Annotated in this window: 14 protein-coding genes; 6 read left to right on the top strand and 8 right to left on the bottom strand. The window is 66.3% G+C overall.

All coding sequences use genetic code 11. The features are described from left to right. Positions 1-9: 9 nt before the first annotated feature. The gene (locus ACZ48X_RS01940; protein ID WP_336351260.1) at positions 10-732 is read left to right on the top strand and encodes a helix-turn-helix domain-containing protein; all 723 of its coding nucleotides are present in this window, start codon (positions 10-12) and stop codon (positions 730-732) included. Between the two features lie 273 nt (positions 733-1,005). Continuing rightward, a complete protein-coding gene (locus tag ACZ48X_RS01935) occupies positions 1,006-1,365 on the top strand; it encodes a HalOD1 output domain-containing protein (RefSeq protein ID WP_336351261.1) in 360 nt (119 codons plus the stop codon). A 103-nt stretch (positions 1,366-1,468) separates the two neighbouring features. Here the strand turns inward: ACZ48X_RS01935 and ACZ48X_RS01930 are convergent, their stop codons facing one another. The 8 genes from ACZ48X_RS01930 to ACZ48X_RS01895 form a co-directional block, all read right to left on the bottom strand. Then, positions 1,469-1,792 (bottom strand): GIY-YIG nuclease family protein, encoded by a 324-nt coding sequence (locus tag ACZ48X_RS01930; protein WP_336351262.1) that lies wholly within the window; start codon positions 1,790-1,792, stop codon positions 1,469-1,471. A gap of 876 nt (positions 1,793-2,668) precedes the next feature. Then, the gene (locus ACZ48X_RS01925; protein WP_336351263.1) at positions 2,669-3,634 is read right to left on the bottom strand and encodes an ABC transporter ATP-binding protein; all 966 of its coding nucleotides are present in this window, start codon (positions 3,632-3,634) and stop codon (positions 2,669-2,671) included. Further along, positions 3,631-4,794: a FecCD family ABC transporter permease gene (locus ACZ48X_RS01920; protein WP_336351264.1), complete on the bottom strand. Its 1,164-nt coding sequence runs from the start codon at positions 4,792-4,794 to the stop codon at positions 3,631-3,633. The genes ACZ48X_RS01925 and ACZ48X_RS01920 overlap by 4 nt, the downstream gene beginning before the upstream one ends. A 2-nt stretch (positions 4,795-4,796) precedes the next feature. Next, positions 4,797-5,945 (bottom strand): FAD-dependent oxidoreductase, encoded by a 1,149-nt coding sequence (locus tag ACZ48X_RS01915; protein WP_336351265.1) that lies wholly within the window; start codon positions 5,943-5,945, stop codon positions 4,797-4,799. Between the two features lie 2 nt (positions 5,946-5,947). Continuing rightward, on the bottom strand, positions 5,948-6,493 hold the full coding sequence (locus ACZ48X_RS01910; RefSeq protein WP_336351266.1) for a DUF7552 domain-containing protein: 546 nt from the start codon (positions 6,491-6,493) through the stop codon (positions 5,948-5,950). Between the two features lies 1 nt (position 6,494). After that, complete coding sequence (locus ACZ48X_RS01905; protein WP_336351267.1) at positions 6,495-7,682, bottom strand: ABC transporter substrate-binding protein; 1,188 nt, start codon at positions 7,680-7,682, stop codon at positions 6,495-6,497. 428 nt (positions 7,683-8,110) lie between these two features. Further along, positions 8,111-8,338 (bottom strand): HalOD1 output domain-containing protein, encoded by a 228-nt coding sequence (locus ACZ48X_RS01900; protein WP_336351268.1) that lies wholly within the window; start codon positions 8,336-8,338, stop codon positions 8,111-8,113. 154 nt (positions 8,339-8,492) lie between these two features. After that, a complete protein-coding gene (locus ACZ48X_RS01895; RefSeq protein WP_336351269.1) occupies positions 8,493-9,329 on the bottom strand; it encodes a proline dehydrogenase family protein in 837 nt (278 codons plus the stop codon). Positions 9,330-9,509: 180 nt separating this feature from the next. Here ACZ48X_RS01895 and ACZ48X_RS01890 point away from each other — a divergent pair, with 180 nt between their 5' ends. The 4 genes from ACZ48X_RS01890 to ACZ48X_RS01875 are packed head-to-tail and all read left to right on the top strand — an operon-like array spanning position 9,510 to position 13,994. Then, positions 9,510-10,838 carry an ABC transporter substrate-binding protein gene (locus ACZ48X_RS01890; RefSeq protein WP_336351270.1) on the top strand — a complete coding sequence of 443 codons (1,329 nt, stop codon included), beginning with the start codon at positions 9,510-9,512 and terminating at the stop codon, positions 10,836-10,838. Between the two features lie 12 nt (positions 10,839-10,850). After that, a complete protein-coding gene (locus ACZ48X_RS01885; RefSeq protein WP_336351271.1) occupies positions 10,851-11,765 on the top strand; it encodes a branched-chain amino acid ABC transporter permease in 915 nt (304 codons plus the stop codon). A 47-nt stretch (positions 11,766-11,812) separates the two neighbouring features. Further along, entirely contained in the window at positions 11,813-13,180 is a 1,368-nt protein-coding gene (locus tag ACZ48X_RS01880; RefSeq protein ID WP_379762711.1) for a branched-chain amino acid ABC transporter permease, read from the top strand. After that, positions 13,173-13,994: an ABC transporter ATP-binding protein gene (locus ACZ48X_RS01875; RefSeq protein WP_336351273.1), complete on the top strand. Its 822-nt coding sequence runs from the start codon at positions 13,173-13,175 to the stop codon at positions 13,992-13,994. The genes ACZ48X_RS01880 and ACZ48X_RS01875 overlap by 8 nt, the downstream gene beginning before the upstream one ends. Positions 13,995-14,023 lie beyond the last annotated feature (29 nt).

Below are 14,023 nucleotides of genomic sequence, written 5' to 3'. Positions count from 1 at the left end.
GATACGAGGATGAGTCAAGCGGCGAACGCCGGGACGCGGCTCACGCTCTCGCTCTGGCACCCGAACTGTTGGGCCATCGAGGCCACCGAACAGGTAGACGGTGGCGTCCTCGCACACGCCATCTACAACACCCCGATGACGGCGCCCGAATCGGTGAACGGACTGTTCACCGCGTTCGGCGACACCCAAGAAGAGGTCGACACGCTCCTCGAGACCATTCAGGAGTCCGAGTACGCCGGCGAACTCCTGGAACTCCAGGAGCGATTCGGGCGCGCCCGGGACGCCCCCGGGAACGTCGTCCGCGAGTTCTTCCTCGAGTACGACCCCGCGGACATGGTGTGTCCGACGCTACTCGAGCACGGGTTCGTCCACAGCGCGCCCGTCCGCATCGAGGACGGCGGCGAGGAGTGGCAGGTGTGCTTCACGGGCGAACGCGAGGACATCGAGGACGCGCTCGACGGCGTCCGCGAGGACGCCGGCGCCGAGGTCACCATCGCCGCCATCACCGGCCCGGACAGCGGGAGCCCGCGCAGCGAACGCGAACGCCGCCTCGACTCGCTCACCCCCACGCAACGGAAGGTGTTCGAGCACGCTCGCGAAGCCGGCTACTACCAGTGGCCTCGCGGCTGCTCGACGCGCGACCTCGCCGACGACCTCGACGTCTCGAAGACGACGCTCCTCGAGCACCTCCGGAAGGCCGAATCGAAGCTCCTCGACCCACAGGATCTCTGAGTTCAGTTCACGCTGCGTGACGTCGCTACTGACGGGACGCTTCGACCAAGTGACTCCCAGGTCGACGACGACGGCTTCTTGACGAGTCGGCTGATTCGTGCCGCAAGGTGAGCGTTCGGCCGGCGTCCACACGAATAGGTGATTTCGTCAATCAGAACCCCGTTATCGCACGTTTCCGGTGTGATCCTGTCGCCCATCGTCCCCAGTCACACACAGTTCTCAGTCACTCAGAAAGTAACAAAGGAGTATATATTCACCGAGCGTAACTATGTCATGGCAAGAGAACCGGAGATGGCGTTGTATCGCACTTGCACAGTGGTCAGCGATACGACGTTCAAGAAAGACGGGGAGCGAACGTTCACGGAAGCGTTCGTGGATGCAGTCGCCGAAGCCGAAGGCGTTGCCCCACTGGACTTGCCGCCATTGTACGAATCAGTCGACTTCGACGCGATTACGCAATTAATGCAGAGGTATAGTGACCATTCAGACGGTGAACTGCTCCTGGGGCTGCTGATAGACAAGTGGAACATCTTCGTGAGTTACGACGGTCGAATCCGTATCTGTGACGCGAGCGAGGAGACCGAACCCGAACCAATCTTCGAAGGAGAGCGTCATAGCCCACGTTCTCAATAGCGGTTAGCCGATGCTTCGCTGCTAAAAGTCCGTAAATACGCGAGCATTCCGAAGCAACGGTAGTTGAGTCGTGACTCGGAGAATCCAACGGGACTCCCGCCGACTACTGGTCGAGCGCCGCTGGCGGAGACGAGAGATCGCGCTGTGTCCAGGGACCGCCCCGGACGTTCCGCCAACCGTACGCTGCCATCATGCGTAAAGTGGTCTCCTTCTCGACTGCCTGCCAGCGGGATAGGTTCGCGTTGAACGCGGCGAGTTCAACGACCTCGTGTCGCTGCGTCCACTTTGCACCGTGACCGTCTCGGTGCTGCCGGAGTCGGCGGGCGAGCTGGTTCGTTGCCCCGACGTAGTACGTGTCGTCGGCCAGGGCAAGGATGTAGACTGTCTTCGTCTCGGAACTGGACGTAGCTGTCGCTGTTGATGACATTGTCGTTTGGAGTGAAATGTTAGTGAGTATCCGATTCAGTGACCGACTGGCGTACACGATACCGATACACGACGAGTGCAAGATACCCGAACAGCATCAGCAGTAACGGAAGCGAATCGGCCGCGATAAGCTCCACGTCCCCAATCAAGATCAGGAACACCTCCTTGAGAGTATCGAGCTCTCGGTCCTCACCACTAGATTGGTCGTCAGCGTTACCACTACCGGACAGATAACGAACTTCGTCTGTCATGTTTCGCAGGTCGACCGTCGCCGCAGGACGCGCTTATTCCCACTCGGTCCGTCGAGAGACGCAACCGATGCGGTTTAAGTGCGTCCTGCGCGACAGACCGCGAAACCAAACATGACAGACGGAGCTACTTTTCGAACCACGAAGATTCGAGAAACCAACTCTGCGCATCACTACGATCAACCTACCACACAGCACTCGCACTACTACTCCACCACAATTCGGACCGCTTCACCACCGCATCCCGCACCGCTACAACACCGCATCAACCGTTTCGGTCTGGGACCGTAGCCAACGGAGAGGGATACGCATGGCTAGACCTGGTTGCCTGAGCATCGCGAACAGCCGAGGGCTCGCGCCGTCGACTCCAGCAAGACGGATGCTGGGCCGCACACTTCGGTGTACTTTGTCAGCCTCCTATTGCCCCCGAGAGTGGGCTCATTGCCATTCGGCAAGCGAGGTCTGATTGCCTTGCGACAACCTGTGCGGGCTGCGATCTTTGTATATTCCAGCTGCCGGCATGCGACAGATGGCTTGACCGGGAACGCAACCGGGGCGTACTTGGTACGGACTTAGTTGCGAACTGGTGTAATACTAGGGAAACCGGAGTGAATGTGAAACTGAGCAGTTCAACCGTTCTCGAGCGCGGCGTGCGGCGAGATGTGCGGGCCCGTCGGACTCTCGTGGTCGACGGTCGCGTCCACGTGGAAGACGTCCGCGAGCAACTCCTCGGTCAGGACCTCCCGCGGCGGCCCCCAGTCGTAGAGCTCGCCGTCGGCCATCGCGATGAGGTTGTCCGCGAACCGCGCCGCCTGCCCGACGTCGTGCAGGACGATGCCGATGGTGACGCCGTGGTCCTCGTTCAGCGAGTTCAGGACCTCCATCACGCGAAGCTGGTGGTGGAGGTCGAGGTGGTTCGTCGGCTCGTCCAGCAGGAGGACGTCCGTCTCCTGCGCGAGCACCATCGCGATCCACGCGAGCTGCTTCTGGCCACCACTCAGGTTACTCATCTCGCTGTGGCGGAGGTGCTCGACGCCCGCCAGGTCGATGGCGCGGTCGACCGCCTCGTGGTCGGTCTCCGACACCGACTCGAAGAACCCGCGGTGCGGGTACCGGCCGTGGTACGCGAGGTCCTCGACCGTGATGCTCTCGGGCGCGTTGTTGTGCTGCGAGAGCAACCCGAGCTTGCGCGCGAGGTCCTTCGCGTCGAACGACCGGACGCGCTCGCCGTCGAGGACGACGCCGCCCGCCCACGGGTCCAGTTGGTTCGACATCGACTTCAGGAGCGTCGACTTCCCGCTCCCGTTCGGGCCGACGAGCGCCGTCACCTCCCCGGCTGGCAGGACGACGTGCTCGCACTCGACGACGGGCTCCTCGGTCGTCGGATACCCGAGTTCCAGTTGCTCGCCGACGAGCTCGCTCGCGTCAGCGGTCGCGTCGCGACCGGACGCTGCGGTCTCGTCCCGGGACTCGTGCTCGCCGTCGGCGGCCGACGGTCGCGCGGCGGCTCCGGGCCCACCGTCCGTCCGCTCGCGTCCGCCGTCCGCAGCCTGCGTCCGCTCGCCGCCGTCGGCGTGGTCTCGTTCGCGCGTCATATCTCCCCCATCGCCTCCTGTTTCCGCATCAGGTAGAGGAAGTACGGCCCGCCGACGAGCCCGGTGACGATACCGACCGGGATCTGGACGGGGTTGAGCGCGAGGCGCGCACCGACGTCGGCGGCGACCATGAGCGCCGGGCCGGCGAACAGGCAGCCGACGACGAGCTTCTTGTAGTCGCTCCCGACGACGTTCCGGACCATGTGCGGGACGATGAGCCCGACGAACCCGACGATACCCGCCACGGCGATGCTCGCCGCCGCGGCGAGGACCGCGACGCCCGAGAGCGCGAACCGGACGCGCTCGACGTTCATCCCGAGCGCGTTCGCGGTGCGCTCGCCGAGCAAGAGGACGTTCAGCTGGCGCGCACCGAACAACGCCGCGGTGACCGCGAACAGCGTCCACGGGAGCGCCATCCGCACCTGCTCCCAGTCCGTGCCTGTCAAGGACCCGGTCGTCCACGCAATCGCGGACTGGACGACGCCGAGGTCGTCCGCGAAGAAGAACAGGCCCGTCTGCAGCGACTGACAGATGGTGCCGACGATGACGCCCGCCAGCACGAGTCTCACGGGACTCGTCCCGTTCTTCCACGCGATCGCGTACACGACGAGGAACGCGACGATACCACCGACCGACGCGATGATGGGGAGGAACGCCGACGGGGTGAGGACGAACTCGCCGAGGAACAGCAACGGGACGGTGACGCTCGCGCCAGCGAGCAGGACGAGCGTGACGAGGATCATCAGGCCCGCCCCCGAGGAGACGCCGAGGATGAACGGGCTCGCGAGCTCGTTGCGCGTGACCGCCTGGAAGATAGCGCCCGATATCGCGAGGTTCATGCCGACGAGGACGGCGACGAACACGCGCGGCAGCCGGATGTTCCACACGATGAGGCTGCGCTTGTTCATCTCGGGGAGTTCCCCACCGAAGACGAACGCGTTCCACGCGTCGAGATCGAACACGACCTGTGGGTTGAAGACGGCCTGCCAGGCTTCGACGAGCGTCATCGAGAACGCACCGAAGCTCACCTGGACGAGCCCGCCGAGCACGACCACGCCGACGCTCGCGATGCACAGCGAGACGAGCGACGCGTCGACGAACCCGAAGTAGCCCTTGCTCTGTTCGGAGCGTCTCCGCGCCTCTTGGGTCTCGCTCGCCATGACTAGTCGCTCGCCTCCGTGATCGCATCGTCTACGGCGGCGCGCTCGCGTATCGCCTCGTCGTCGACCGCGTCGAGCACCGCGTCGGCGCCGACCGCGTCGACGACCGCCTCCGCACCGACCGCGTCGACGACCGCCTCCGCACCGACCGCGTCCGTGATGCGTTCGAGGCCGACGACGTCGACGAACGCCGCGAGCCCGCGTTCGGCACGTTCGTCGACCGTAGCGTCGTCGACGCGCGTCTCGAAGGCCTCCTCGACGTAGTCGTCCCGGAGGTCGGCGAGTTCGTCGTCGTCGAGGTCGTGGTCGTCCCCGAGCTCGTTCTCGAACCACTCGCGCCAGCGGTCGCGGTCGGCCCACTCGCCGCTGAACTCGCTCGCCTGCCGGAGCCAATCGTACTCCGGCGCGACCTCGCCGGAGAGCCCGCGGGCGCGCCGCCGGTCCTCGATGAGTGACCGGGCGACGTGCGCCCCGTTCCCCGCCGCGACCACCGCCTGCGCGCTCCGCGCACCCGACGGGCTCGCGACGTACAGGCCGTCGATGGGCGTGCGGCCGCCGTCGTCGGCGTACTCGGGGTCGAATCGCTCCTCGACCTCGCCGTGGTGCTCGTGCTCGACGAACAGGTCGCCGCCGCCGTCGGGCGCCGTCGCCTCGAGCGGCCGGAGGTACGACCCGTCGTACCACGCGGCCGCGACCACGTCGGTCGCCAGGACGGTCGTCCCCTCCTGGGTCCGAACGCGGAAGCGCGCGTCGTCGCGGTCGTTCGCATCGCCGGCGCCGTCGACCGCCTGGTCGTCCTCGGATCGCCCCAGCCGTTCGACGGCGTCGACGAGTTCCTCGACGCGGCGCGCGCCCATCTCGGCGACGTGCGCGTGCACGAGGTCGTGGAAGACGTCGACGTCGACGCCCCCCGGGAAGCCGAGGTAGTTCTCGAGGTACGCGCACCGTCGAAGCGCGGAGTTCCCGCGGTCGAAGACGACCGTCTCCAGGCCGTACCGGGCCGCGAACACGGTCGCCGAAGAGCCTGCCGGGCCACCGCCGACGACGACCACGTCGACCGTCGTCTCGTCCACTTCGGCGCCGTCGACGGTGCCCGCGTCGGGCTCCGTCCCCGACCCGTCGCCCGTGCCGTTCGCGTGCTCGTCGGTCATGCTCAGAGCTTCGACTGCAGTTGTCTGGTCACGAACTCGTCGTCGAGCAGCGACTCGGGCCCCGAGAGATGGACGAGCGGTGCGTTCTCGACGCGCAGCCACTCGTCGCGTCTGTCACCGGTCACCGTGACGGTCTGGCGAGCGCGCGGGACGCCGTTCTTGCGGCGTTCGTCCGTCGACTCGCGGACGGTCGCGAGCTCCACCGCCTCGGTCTGGCGCTCGCAGACGACGAGGTCGTACGTCGGGAGGTCCGGGTCGACGTCGCGCATCGCGGCGCGATACCGCGCCGCCGCGTCGCGCGCTCGCTCCGCGGCCTCGTACGCGTCGAACGTGACCGACGACACCGGGTCCGGGCTGACGCCGGTGTCCTTCCCGACGACGACGAACTCGCCGTCGTCGGCCGCGAGGTCGGCAATCGTCTCTCGCGCCTCCCGGACCGCTGCGGCCGCGTCCGCGGCTCCCGCGCCGTCCTGGACGACTCTCGTCGCCTCACTGTCGGCGACACCGTCGGTCGGTCGGTCGTCTCCCGTGTCGTCGGTCGCTGCCATCTCAGACGTCCCCCGCGACGATGTCGGCGACGCGGTCGCGGTCGAACAGCTGCTTCTCGACGCCGTAGAGCTGTTCGGCGGTGCGTTCGGTCAGGACCATGTTCGTGATGGGGCCCTGGTAGAGGCCGCCGGCGCGGTAGACGTCGTCGTTCTCGACGGCGGTGAGCGCGCTCGCGGTGTCGTGGGATTCCAGGAACGAGACGACGGTGTCCTCGAACTCGCTCCGGGTCTTCGACTCGTAGCCGCGGAGCATGAGGACCTCGGGGTCGACGTCGAGGAGCGTCTCCAGGTCGATGGCGGCGCGACTCCCGTGGAAGTCCTTGATGCTCGTCTCGGCGAGCGCGTCGCGGACGCCGAGGTCGCGGAGGTGCTTGAACCCGGTGCCGTCGCCGATGATGTACGGATAGTACTGCTCGGGTTGGTCGCCGACGCCCCAGAGCACGGCGACGGACGGCCGCTCGCTGCTCCCGGGGACCGCCGGTGCGAGGTTCGCCTGGAAGTCGTCGTGGAGCGCCTCGAACGCCTCGTAGCGGTCGACGCGCCCGAAGACCTGCGCGAGCTTCTCGAAGCCCTCGTACAGCGAGTAGTACCGGTAGTCCTCGTGCCACGGGTAGTGCTGGGCGTAGATGCAGTTCCCGAACACGGGGCCGACGTTCTCGACGACCTCGTCGACGTCGCTCTGGTCCCATCCCTGGAACCGGTTCTGGAGGAAGTTCGGGTCCATGACGTGGACGTCGGCGTCGAGCTCGTAGAACAGCTCCTTGCTGACGCCGTCCTGGTAGAGCGAGACCATGTCGCTCGCGTCGACGCTGACGCCGTCGACGTCGTCGTAGTACTGGGTGTGGTAGCGCGACGTGAGCCAGAGCGCCTTCGGGGGTTCGAGGCCGAGCGCGACCCCCATGTCCGCCCACGAGCCGTTGTTCGCGACCCACGTCTCGGGGACGCTGTCGAACTCGACCTCGCCGACGGGCTCGATGGAGACGCTGTAGGGGGTGTCGAGGCCGTCGTCCTGGGTCGTCGTTTCACCGGTGGTGGTCGGTTCGGTGGTGGCGGTGGCGTCGCTCTCGTCGTCGGTCGCGCCCTGGTCGCCCGTGCTCATGCAGCCTGCGGCGAGCGTGCTCGCGAGCAGTGTGCTCCCGCCGAGGAGATACGCGCGTCGTGTGTGACGTGCACCGTCTTCGTCGCTCATACGATTTAGGCAACCCTAAACAACTAAATGGCTTTCGATTTTTAGGCCGGCCTAAATCAGGTGTTCGGTGTCGTATGGGGCGTCGATGGGTCGGAGGCAGGAACGCGAACGCGAACGAGCGAGGGCCGAACCGACGCCGGGGCACTCGACGGGTCGTCGTTCGACGCCTGGCCACGCAGCCAGATGGTCGTCCGACGCCGGGTCCATCGGTCGGTCCGGGAACCGTCGACTACGACTCTAAGTTAGGCAGACCTAAATCCACCGGTTCGTGGCTCGGGGACACTCGCTGCACCATCTGGCGGCCGACGGAACCGGGCAAGCGCCCCAAAGAAGACCGGACAGTAACACGGGCCGAAGCGACGAGCACGACCGAGTAAAACGGTCGAACGACGCGAGAAGAGTCAGCGACGGCGGTCTGCCCGGTGCGGTCAGTCCAGTGCCGCTTCGCTGAGGCGCGCCGTCTCGACGGCACCGCTTCCGTCGACGGTGATGCGGTGCCCGTGATAGTCGAACGCGAGACTGGCGTCGTCGGCGGCCGAGTCGACGAACGCGACGATCGCGTCCGGGTCGATGGTCTCCAGGAGCGGTGGGAGGTCCGTGTGGGACTCACCCGTGGCCTCCGCGACGGTACTGACGATGTCGACTATCGGATTCATTGTCGGTTACAGGGTTCGGGACTACTTAGAGACTGCAACTTTGAACTGTTAACCGGTTTTTCTAGGGAGGAAACCGCCCGTCCGCGGTACCACCGGGTGGCGCCCGTCCCTTCTGCGGACCGGTCACCAGCCGACCGCCAGAGCCCCGCGGCACTCATGATAACACGGCACGTGCAGCGAACAGGAGGTTCTCCTTGCGCTCGCGGACCCGCCGGTAGAAGTACTGCATCCACTTGCTCCCGTACGGCACGTACTGGTAGACGTCGACGTCCTCGGCGGCGAGGTCGCGCTGCGCGTCCTCGCGGACGCCCATCAGCATCTGGATCTCGTACGGCGTCCCGTACTCCTCGTGGAGCTCGCGAGCGTGCTCGATCATCGCCGGGTCGTGACTCCCGACGGCGACCCCGTCCTCGAAGTGCTCGAACGCGTACGCGATGAGCTCCCGGTAGGACTCGTCCACGCGAGCCTTGTCCTTGTACGCGATCGACTTCGGCTCGTCGTACGCGCCCTTCACGAGGCGGACCTTCCCCGGGAGCGGTGCGAGGCGCTCCAGGTCGTCGCTCGTGCGCTTGAGGTTCGCCTGGATGCAGACGCCGACGTTCCCGTCGGTCTCCCGGGCGTGCCGTTCGAACGCGTCGAGCGTCACGTCGGTCGTCTCGTGGTCCTCCATGTCTATCCACACGAAGACGCCACGGTCAGTGGCAGCGTCGACGATCCGAGCGAGGTTCTCCTCGAACACCTCGTCGCGGATACCCAACCCGATCTGACTGGGTTTCACCGAGATACAGCCCTCGACGTCGCTCGCCGCGAGGTCCTTCGCGAGCGAGACGTAGGCGTCCGCGTCCGCGTCGGCCGGCTCGCGGTCGTGATAGTGCTCGCCGAGGAGGTTCAGGATGACGGCGACGTCGTCCCGGTTCGTCTCGGCCGCGTGGTCGAGTGCGGTCGCGGGCGTCTTCCCCGCGACGAAGTTACTCGCTATCGGCGGAATCATGCGTGTAGTCCATAGCTGTGTCGTGGTATAGGGGCACCCGACCAGCCGTTTCACGGCCGAATGGTCAGCAAATAACGTTTACGGCGGTTTATCGCCGTCCTCAGGCGATTTTGGCTGCATTCCGACCATGGTCGGGCGGTACTATAGGCCTGTAGTTCATTATTGATTCTGCACACCGCTATGGCACCTGATGACAAGCGCGGAAAGGTTCGCAGAGACGTACTGAAAGGCGTGGGCGTTGGCAGTATCGGACTGCTCGCCGGCTGTGTCACCTCGACAGACGAGACCGAGACCGAAGGCGACGGCGGCGACGGCGGCAGTGGGGGCGACGGCGGCGACGGCGGCGACGGGAGCGACGGCGGCGACGGCGGCGACGGCGGCAGCGGAATGGACAGCTACCAGATCGGGATGGTTGACTCCGTCACCGGCTCGCTGTCCGCGTTCGGGCAACGCAACCAGCGCGGGAAGGACCTCGCGCTCGCGGACGTCAACGCGGAAGGCATCAAGGGCGGCGACCTCGACATCGTCGTCGAGGACTCCCAATCACAGAGTCAGGCGGGCGTGTCCGCCGCACAGAAGCTCGTCAACCAGGACGAGGTTCCGTTCGTCATCGGCGCCGTCGGCTCCGGCGTCTCGCTGGCGATCTACCAGTCCGTCATCCAGAACACGGACGTCGTCCAGCTCAGTCAGAACTCCACGAGCCCGGCGCTCAGCGACTTCCCCGGCCTCCTCCGGATGAGCCCGACCGGGCGCGTCCAGTCCGGTGCGCTCGCGGACATCATGGCCGACGACGGCCACGACTCCGTCGCGATCACGTGGATCAACAACGACTACGGCCAGGGCATCACTGACGCCTTCACGAGCGCGTGGGACGGCGAGGTCGCGTACAACCAGAGCCACGACCAGGGACAGTCGTCGTACTCGAGCGTCGTCTCCGGGATGGCGAACTCCGGCGCGGACGCGTGGCTGTTCATCACGTACCAGCCCGAGTTCACGACGATGGCCCAGGAAGCGTACTCCAGCGGGTACGAGGCGCAGTTCTACGGCGCCGACTCCGTGAAGGGTCCCGAAGTCCTGAACAACACGCCCGAGGGCAGCCTCGACGGCATGAAGGTCGTCGCGCCGAGCGCGGCGATCGACCAGGACAACTACCAGCAGTTCGCGTCCCGCTTCGAGGAGGAGCACGGGAGCGCGCCGACGGCGTGGTCCGCGTACGCGTACGACTGCGTCATCACGGCAGCGCTCGCCATCCACACCGCGGACGACTTCAGCCCGAGCGCGCTCCAGGACACCGTCCGCGACGTCACGCGTCCGGACGGCGAACAGGTCTCGACGTACGCGGAAGCGGTCGAGGTCCTCGGCGAGGACGGCTCCGCGTCGGACATCGACTACCAGGGCGTGTCCGGCCCCATCGACTTCGACGAGAACGGCGACCCCGCTGGCTTCCTCCAGATCTTCACGGTCGAAGATCACGAGTACGTCACGACGGGCACCATCTCCTCGGAGTAACACCCTCCGACAATGTCCGTTCTCGAATACGCAGCGAACGGGTTGGTGTTCAGTAGCATCATCGTACTGGCAAGTATCGGGCTGTCGCTCGTGTACAGTATCGCGAACTTCGCGAACTTCGCGCACGGCGACACGATGACCGTCGGCGCGTACGCGACGCTCGTCACGTTCGGCACCGTCGGCACCCTCGGCGGCGTCGTCCTCGGCATCCCGTACGGGTTCTTCGTCGCGTTACTCGTCGGCGTCGTCGTCGCGGCACTCGTCGCGGTCGTCACGCACAAGATCATCTACGAGCCCATCGACCTGGACTCCATCGGCCTGCTCATCACGAGCATCGGGGTCGCGTTCGTCTACCGCGCCACGATCAGGCTCGGGTTCGGCGCCGACTTCACCGAGTTCGGCATCCAGGTCCTGCGACCCATCGAGTGGCTGATTCCGTACGGCGTCCGCGTGACGCTGCACGACGTCGCCATCGTCGGGTCCGCGGTCGTGCTCGTCGCCGGCCTCCACACGCTCCTGCAGTACACGGACCTCGGCCGGAAGATGCGCGCAACCGCGGACAACCCGGACCTCGCACGCATCTCGGGCATCCGCACGAACCGCATCGAGATCTGGACGTGGATCATCGGCGCCGGACTCGCCGGCGCCGGCGGCGGCTTCCTCGGCCTCTTCAACCAGCTGTCGCCACGCATGGGGTTCGACATCCTGCTCGTCGTGTTCGCAGCCGTCATCCTCGGCGGTATCGGGAGCGTCTACGGCGCGATGCTCGGCGGGTTCCTCATCGGGATGATCAACCAGATGACGCCACTGCTCAGTGACATCGGCATCCCGATCGGTATCGAGTACGCGAACGCCGTCGCGTTCGTCATCATGGTCGTCGTGCTCCTCGCACGCCCCACGGGTATCGTGGGGGAGGCCGCGTCATGACCGAACGAGCGACGTTCCTCGGCGACCCGCGGGGGTACGTCGCGGAGATGACGCGCGCGGAGAAAGGGGTCGCCGGCTTCGTCGTCACCCTCATGGCGCTGCTGTTCTACGGCCTCATCACGGGTGGCCTCGGCCCGGCGTACTTCCTGTACCTCGTCGGGCTCGTCGGCATGTACATCCTGCTGAGCTTCGGACTGAACGTCCAGTGGGGGTACACGGGCCTCATCAACTTCTCCGTCGCCGCGTTCTTCGGCCTCGGCGCGTACGGGACCGCGCTCCTGACCGCGGACTCCTCGCCGCTCGCGGGCGGCTTCAATCCGCTCGTCGGGCTCGTGCTCGGGCTCGTGCTCGCGGCGGTACTCGCGGTCATCATCGGCATCCCGACGCTACGACTGCGCACGGACTATCTCGCCATCGCGAGCCTCGGTCTTGCAGAGGTCGTTCGGCTGCTCATGCTGAACGAACGCTGGCTGACGAACGGGAGCGCGGGACTCCGCGGCATCCCCGGGTTCTTCGAGGGGTGGCCGTTCCTCGCGACGTTCCCGCAGACGATGCCGGGGCTACGCTTCCAGCAACTGGAGGTCGGTATCCCGGGCATCTTCACGGTCCGCATCCTCGGGTTCACCATCGGGCAGTCGTTCTGGCAGGCGCTCCTGAACGTGTTCGTCGTGGCCGTGTTCGTCGGCGTCGTCTACCTGCTGCTCCGGCACGTCCACCAGAGCCCGTGGGGGCGCGTCCTCCGGACCATCCGGAGCGACGACGACCTCGCGGAGGCGCTCGGGAAGAACACGTACGCGTTCAAGATGCAGTCGTTCGTGCTCGGGAGCGTCATCATGGCGCTCGCGGGCGTGTTCTACGCGCACCTGAACCTGTTCGTGAGCCCGGGCGACCTCGAACCCATCAACACGTTCTACGTCTGGATCGCGGTGATCCTCGGCGGGAGCGGGTCGAACCGCGGTGCGATGTTCGGCGGGTTCGTCATCATCGCCATCCAGGAGGGCACGCGCTTCCTCGGTGGCGCACTCCCCGACACGTTACCCGTGGACTTACCGGCGCTCCTTGGCGTCATCGAGTCGACGTACGCGACCATCGTCGGGAACTTCGCGAGCACGCGCCTGCTCGCGGTCGGCGTCATCATCATCCTCGTGATGCGCTGGCGGCCGGAAGGCGTCCTGCCGCCCCAGCGCGAACTCATCTGGCCGAGCGCGCTCGCCGACGCGGACGTCCCGGGTCGCGAAGCCGCTCGCGAAGCGAAGGTCACGGACAACAACAACGAGACCGGGTCGGTCCACGACCCCGAATCGCTCGACGACGCGAGCGACGACGTGACCGAGGACGCGACCGACGACTCCGGCGGGGACGCGCCCTCGTCCGGCGACGACGTGCAAGCCAACGGAGGTGGTCGCGATGAGTGAACAACAGCCCCAGGAACGGCTGCTCGACGGCCCGAACATGGAGAAGGAGGACGTCGTCCTCGAGGTCGACACCCTCCGGAAGACGTTCGGTGGCCTCGTCGCGACCGACAACGCCTCGTTCCAGGTGGAGCGCGGCACCATCACGGGCCTCATCGGCCCGAACGGCGCCGGGAAGTCCACGCTGTTCAACCTCATCACGGGGTTCTACGAGCAGGACTCCGGCGCGGTCCGGGTGAACGGCGCGGACGTCACGAACGCGGAACCGCACGAGGTCGCCGAACACGGCCTCATCCGGACGTTCCAGACGCCCCGGAAGCTCGAAGGGATGACGGTCCGCGAGGCGATGCTCGTCGGCCCGCAAGCGCAGGACGGCGAGTCGTTCATCTCGCTGTTCACGAACCCCGGGAAGGTCCACGACCAGGAGAAGCAGAACCTCGAGGACGCCCAGCGCATCCTCGAAGAGTTCGAGATCGGGCACCTGGCGACGCAGGCCGCGACCGACCTCTCCGGCGGGCAGATGAAGCTCGTCGAGCTCGCTCGCGCGATGCTCGCCGAACCCGAAGTGCTCCTGCTCGACGAACCCGTCGCCGGCGTCAACCCGACGCTCGCGAACAAGCTCCGCGACCAGATCGCGCGCCTGAACGAAGAGGGCGTGACGTTCTGTATCATCGAACACGACATGGACTTCATCATGAACCTCGCAGACCCCATCATCGTCCTCGACCAGGGGAGCGTCCTCGTCGAAGGGACGCCGGACGCAGTGAGGAACGACGACCGCGTCATCGACGCGTACCTCGGAGGACCGGGCGAATGACCGGGCTCACGCACCCAGCCGGGACGGGA

The sequence above is a fragment of the Halorubellus litoreus genome (assembly GCF_055378595.1).
This window is presented reverse-complemented; position numbering and strand designations above follow the sequence as displayed.

Bases quoted from the DNA above. Each gene is read 5' to 3' on its own strand.
- ACZ48X_RS01890 (WP_336351270.1), top strand. From the start codon at position 9,510: ATGGCACCTGATGACAAGCGCGGAAAGGTTCGCAGAGACGTACTGAAA.
- ACZ48X_RS01915 (WP_336351265.1), bottom strand. From the start codon at position 5,945: ATGACCGACGAGCACGCGAACGGCACGGGCGACGGGTCGGGGACGGAG.
- ACZ48X_RS01935 (WP_336351261.1), top strand. From the start codon at position 1,006: ATGGCAAGAGAACCGGAGATGGCGTTGTATCGCACTTGCACAGTGGTC.
- ACZ48X_RS01940 (WP_336351260.1), top strand. From the start codon at position 10: ATGAGTCAAGCGGCGAACGCCGGGACGCGGCTCACGCTCTCGCTCTGG.
- ACZ48X_RS01895 (WP_336351269.1), bottom strand. From the start codon at position 9,329: ATGATTCCGCCGATAGCGAGTAACTTCGTCGCGGGGAAGACGCCCGCG.
- ACZ48X_RS01875 (WP_336351273.1), top strand. From the start codon at position 13,173: ATGAGTGAACAACAGCCCCAGGAACGGCTGCTCGACGGCCCGAACATG.
- ACZ48X_RS01930 (WP_336351262.1), bottom strand. From the start codon at position 1,792: ATGTCATCAACAGCGACAGCTACGTCCAGTTCCGAGACGAAGACAGTC.
- ACZ48X_RS01900 (WP_336351268.1), bottom strand. From the start codon at position 8,338: ATGAATCCGATAGTCGACATCGTCAGTACCGTCGCGGAGGCCACGGGT.
- ACZ48X_RS01905 (WP_336351267.1), bottom strand. From the start codon at position 7,682: ATGAGCGACGAAGACGGTGCACGTCACACACGACGCGCGTATCTCCTC.
- ACZ48X_RS01920 (WP_336351264.1), bottom strand. From the start codon at position 4,794: ATGGCGAGCGAGACCCAAGAGGCGCGGAGACGCTCCGAACAGAGCAAG.
- ACZ48X_RS01880 (WP_379762711.1), top strand. From the start codon at position 11,813: ATGACGCGCGCGGAGAAAGGGGTCGCCGGCTTCGTCGTCACCCTCATG.
- ACZ48X_RS01925 (WP_336351263.1), bottom strand. From the start codon at position 3,634: ATGACGCGCGAACGAGACCACGCCGACGGCGGCGAGCGGACGCAGGCT.
- ACZ48X_RS01885 (WP_336351271.1), top strand. From the start codon at position 10,851: ATGTCCGTTCTCGAATACGCAGCGAACGGGTTGGTGTTCAGTAGCATC.
- ACZ48X_RS01910 (WP_336351266.1), bottom strand. From the start codon at position 6,493: ATGGCAGCGACCGACGACACGGGAGACGACCGACCGACCGACGGTGTC.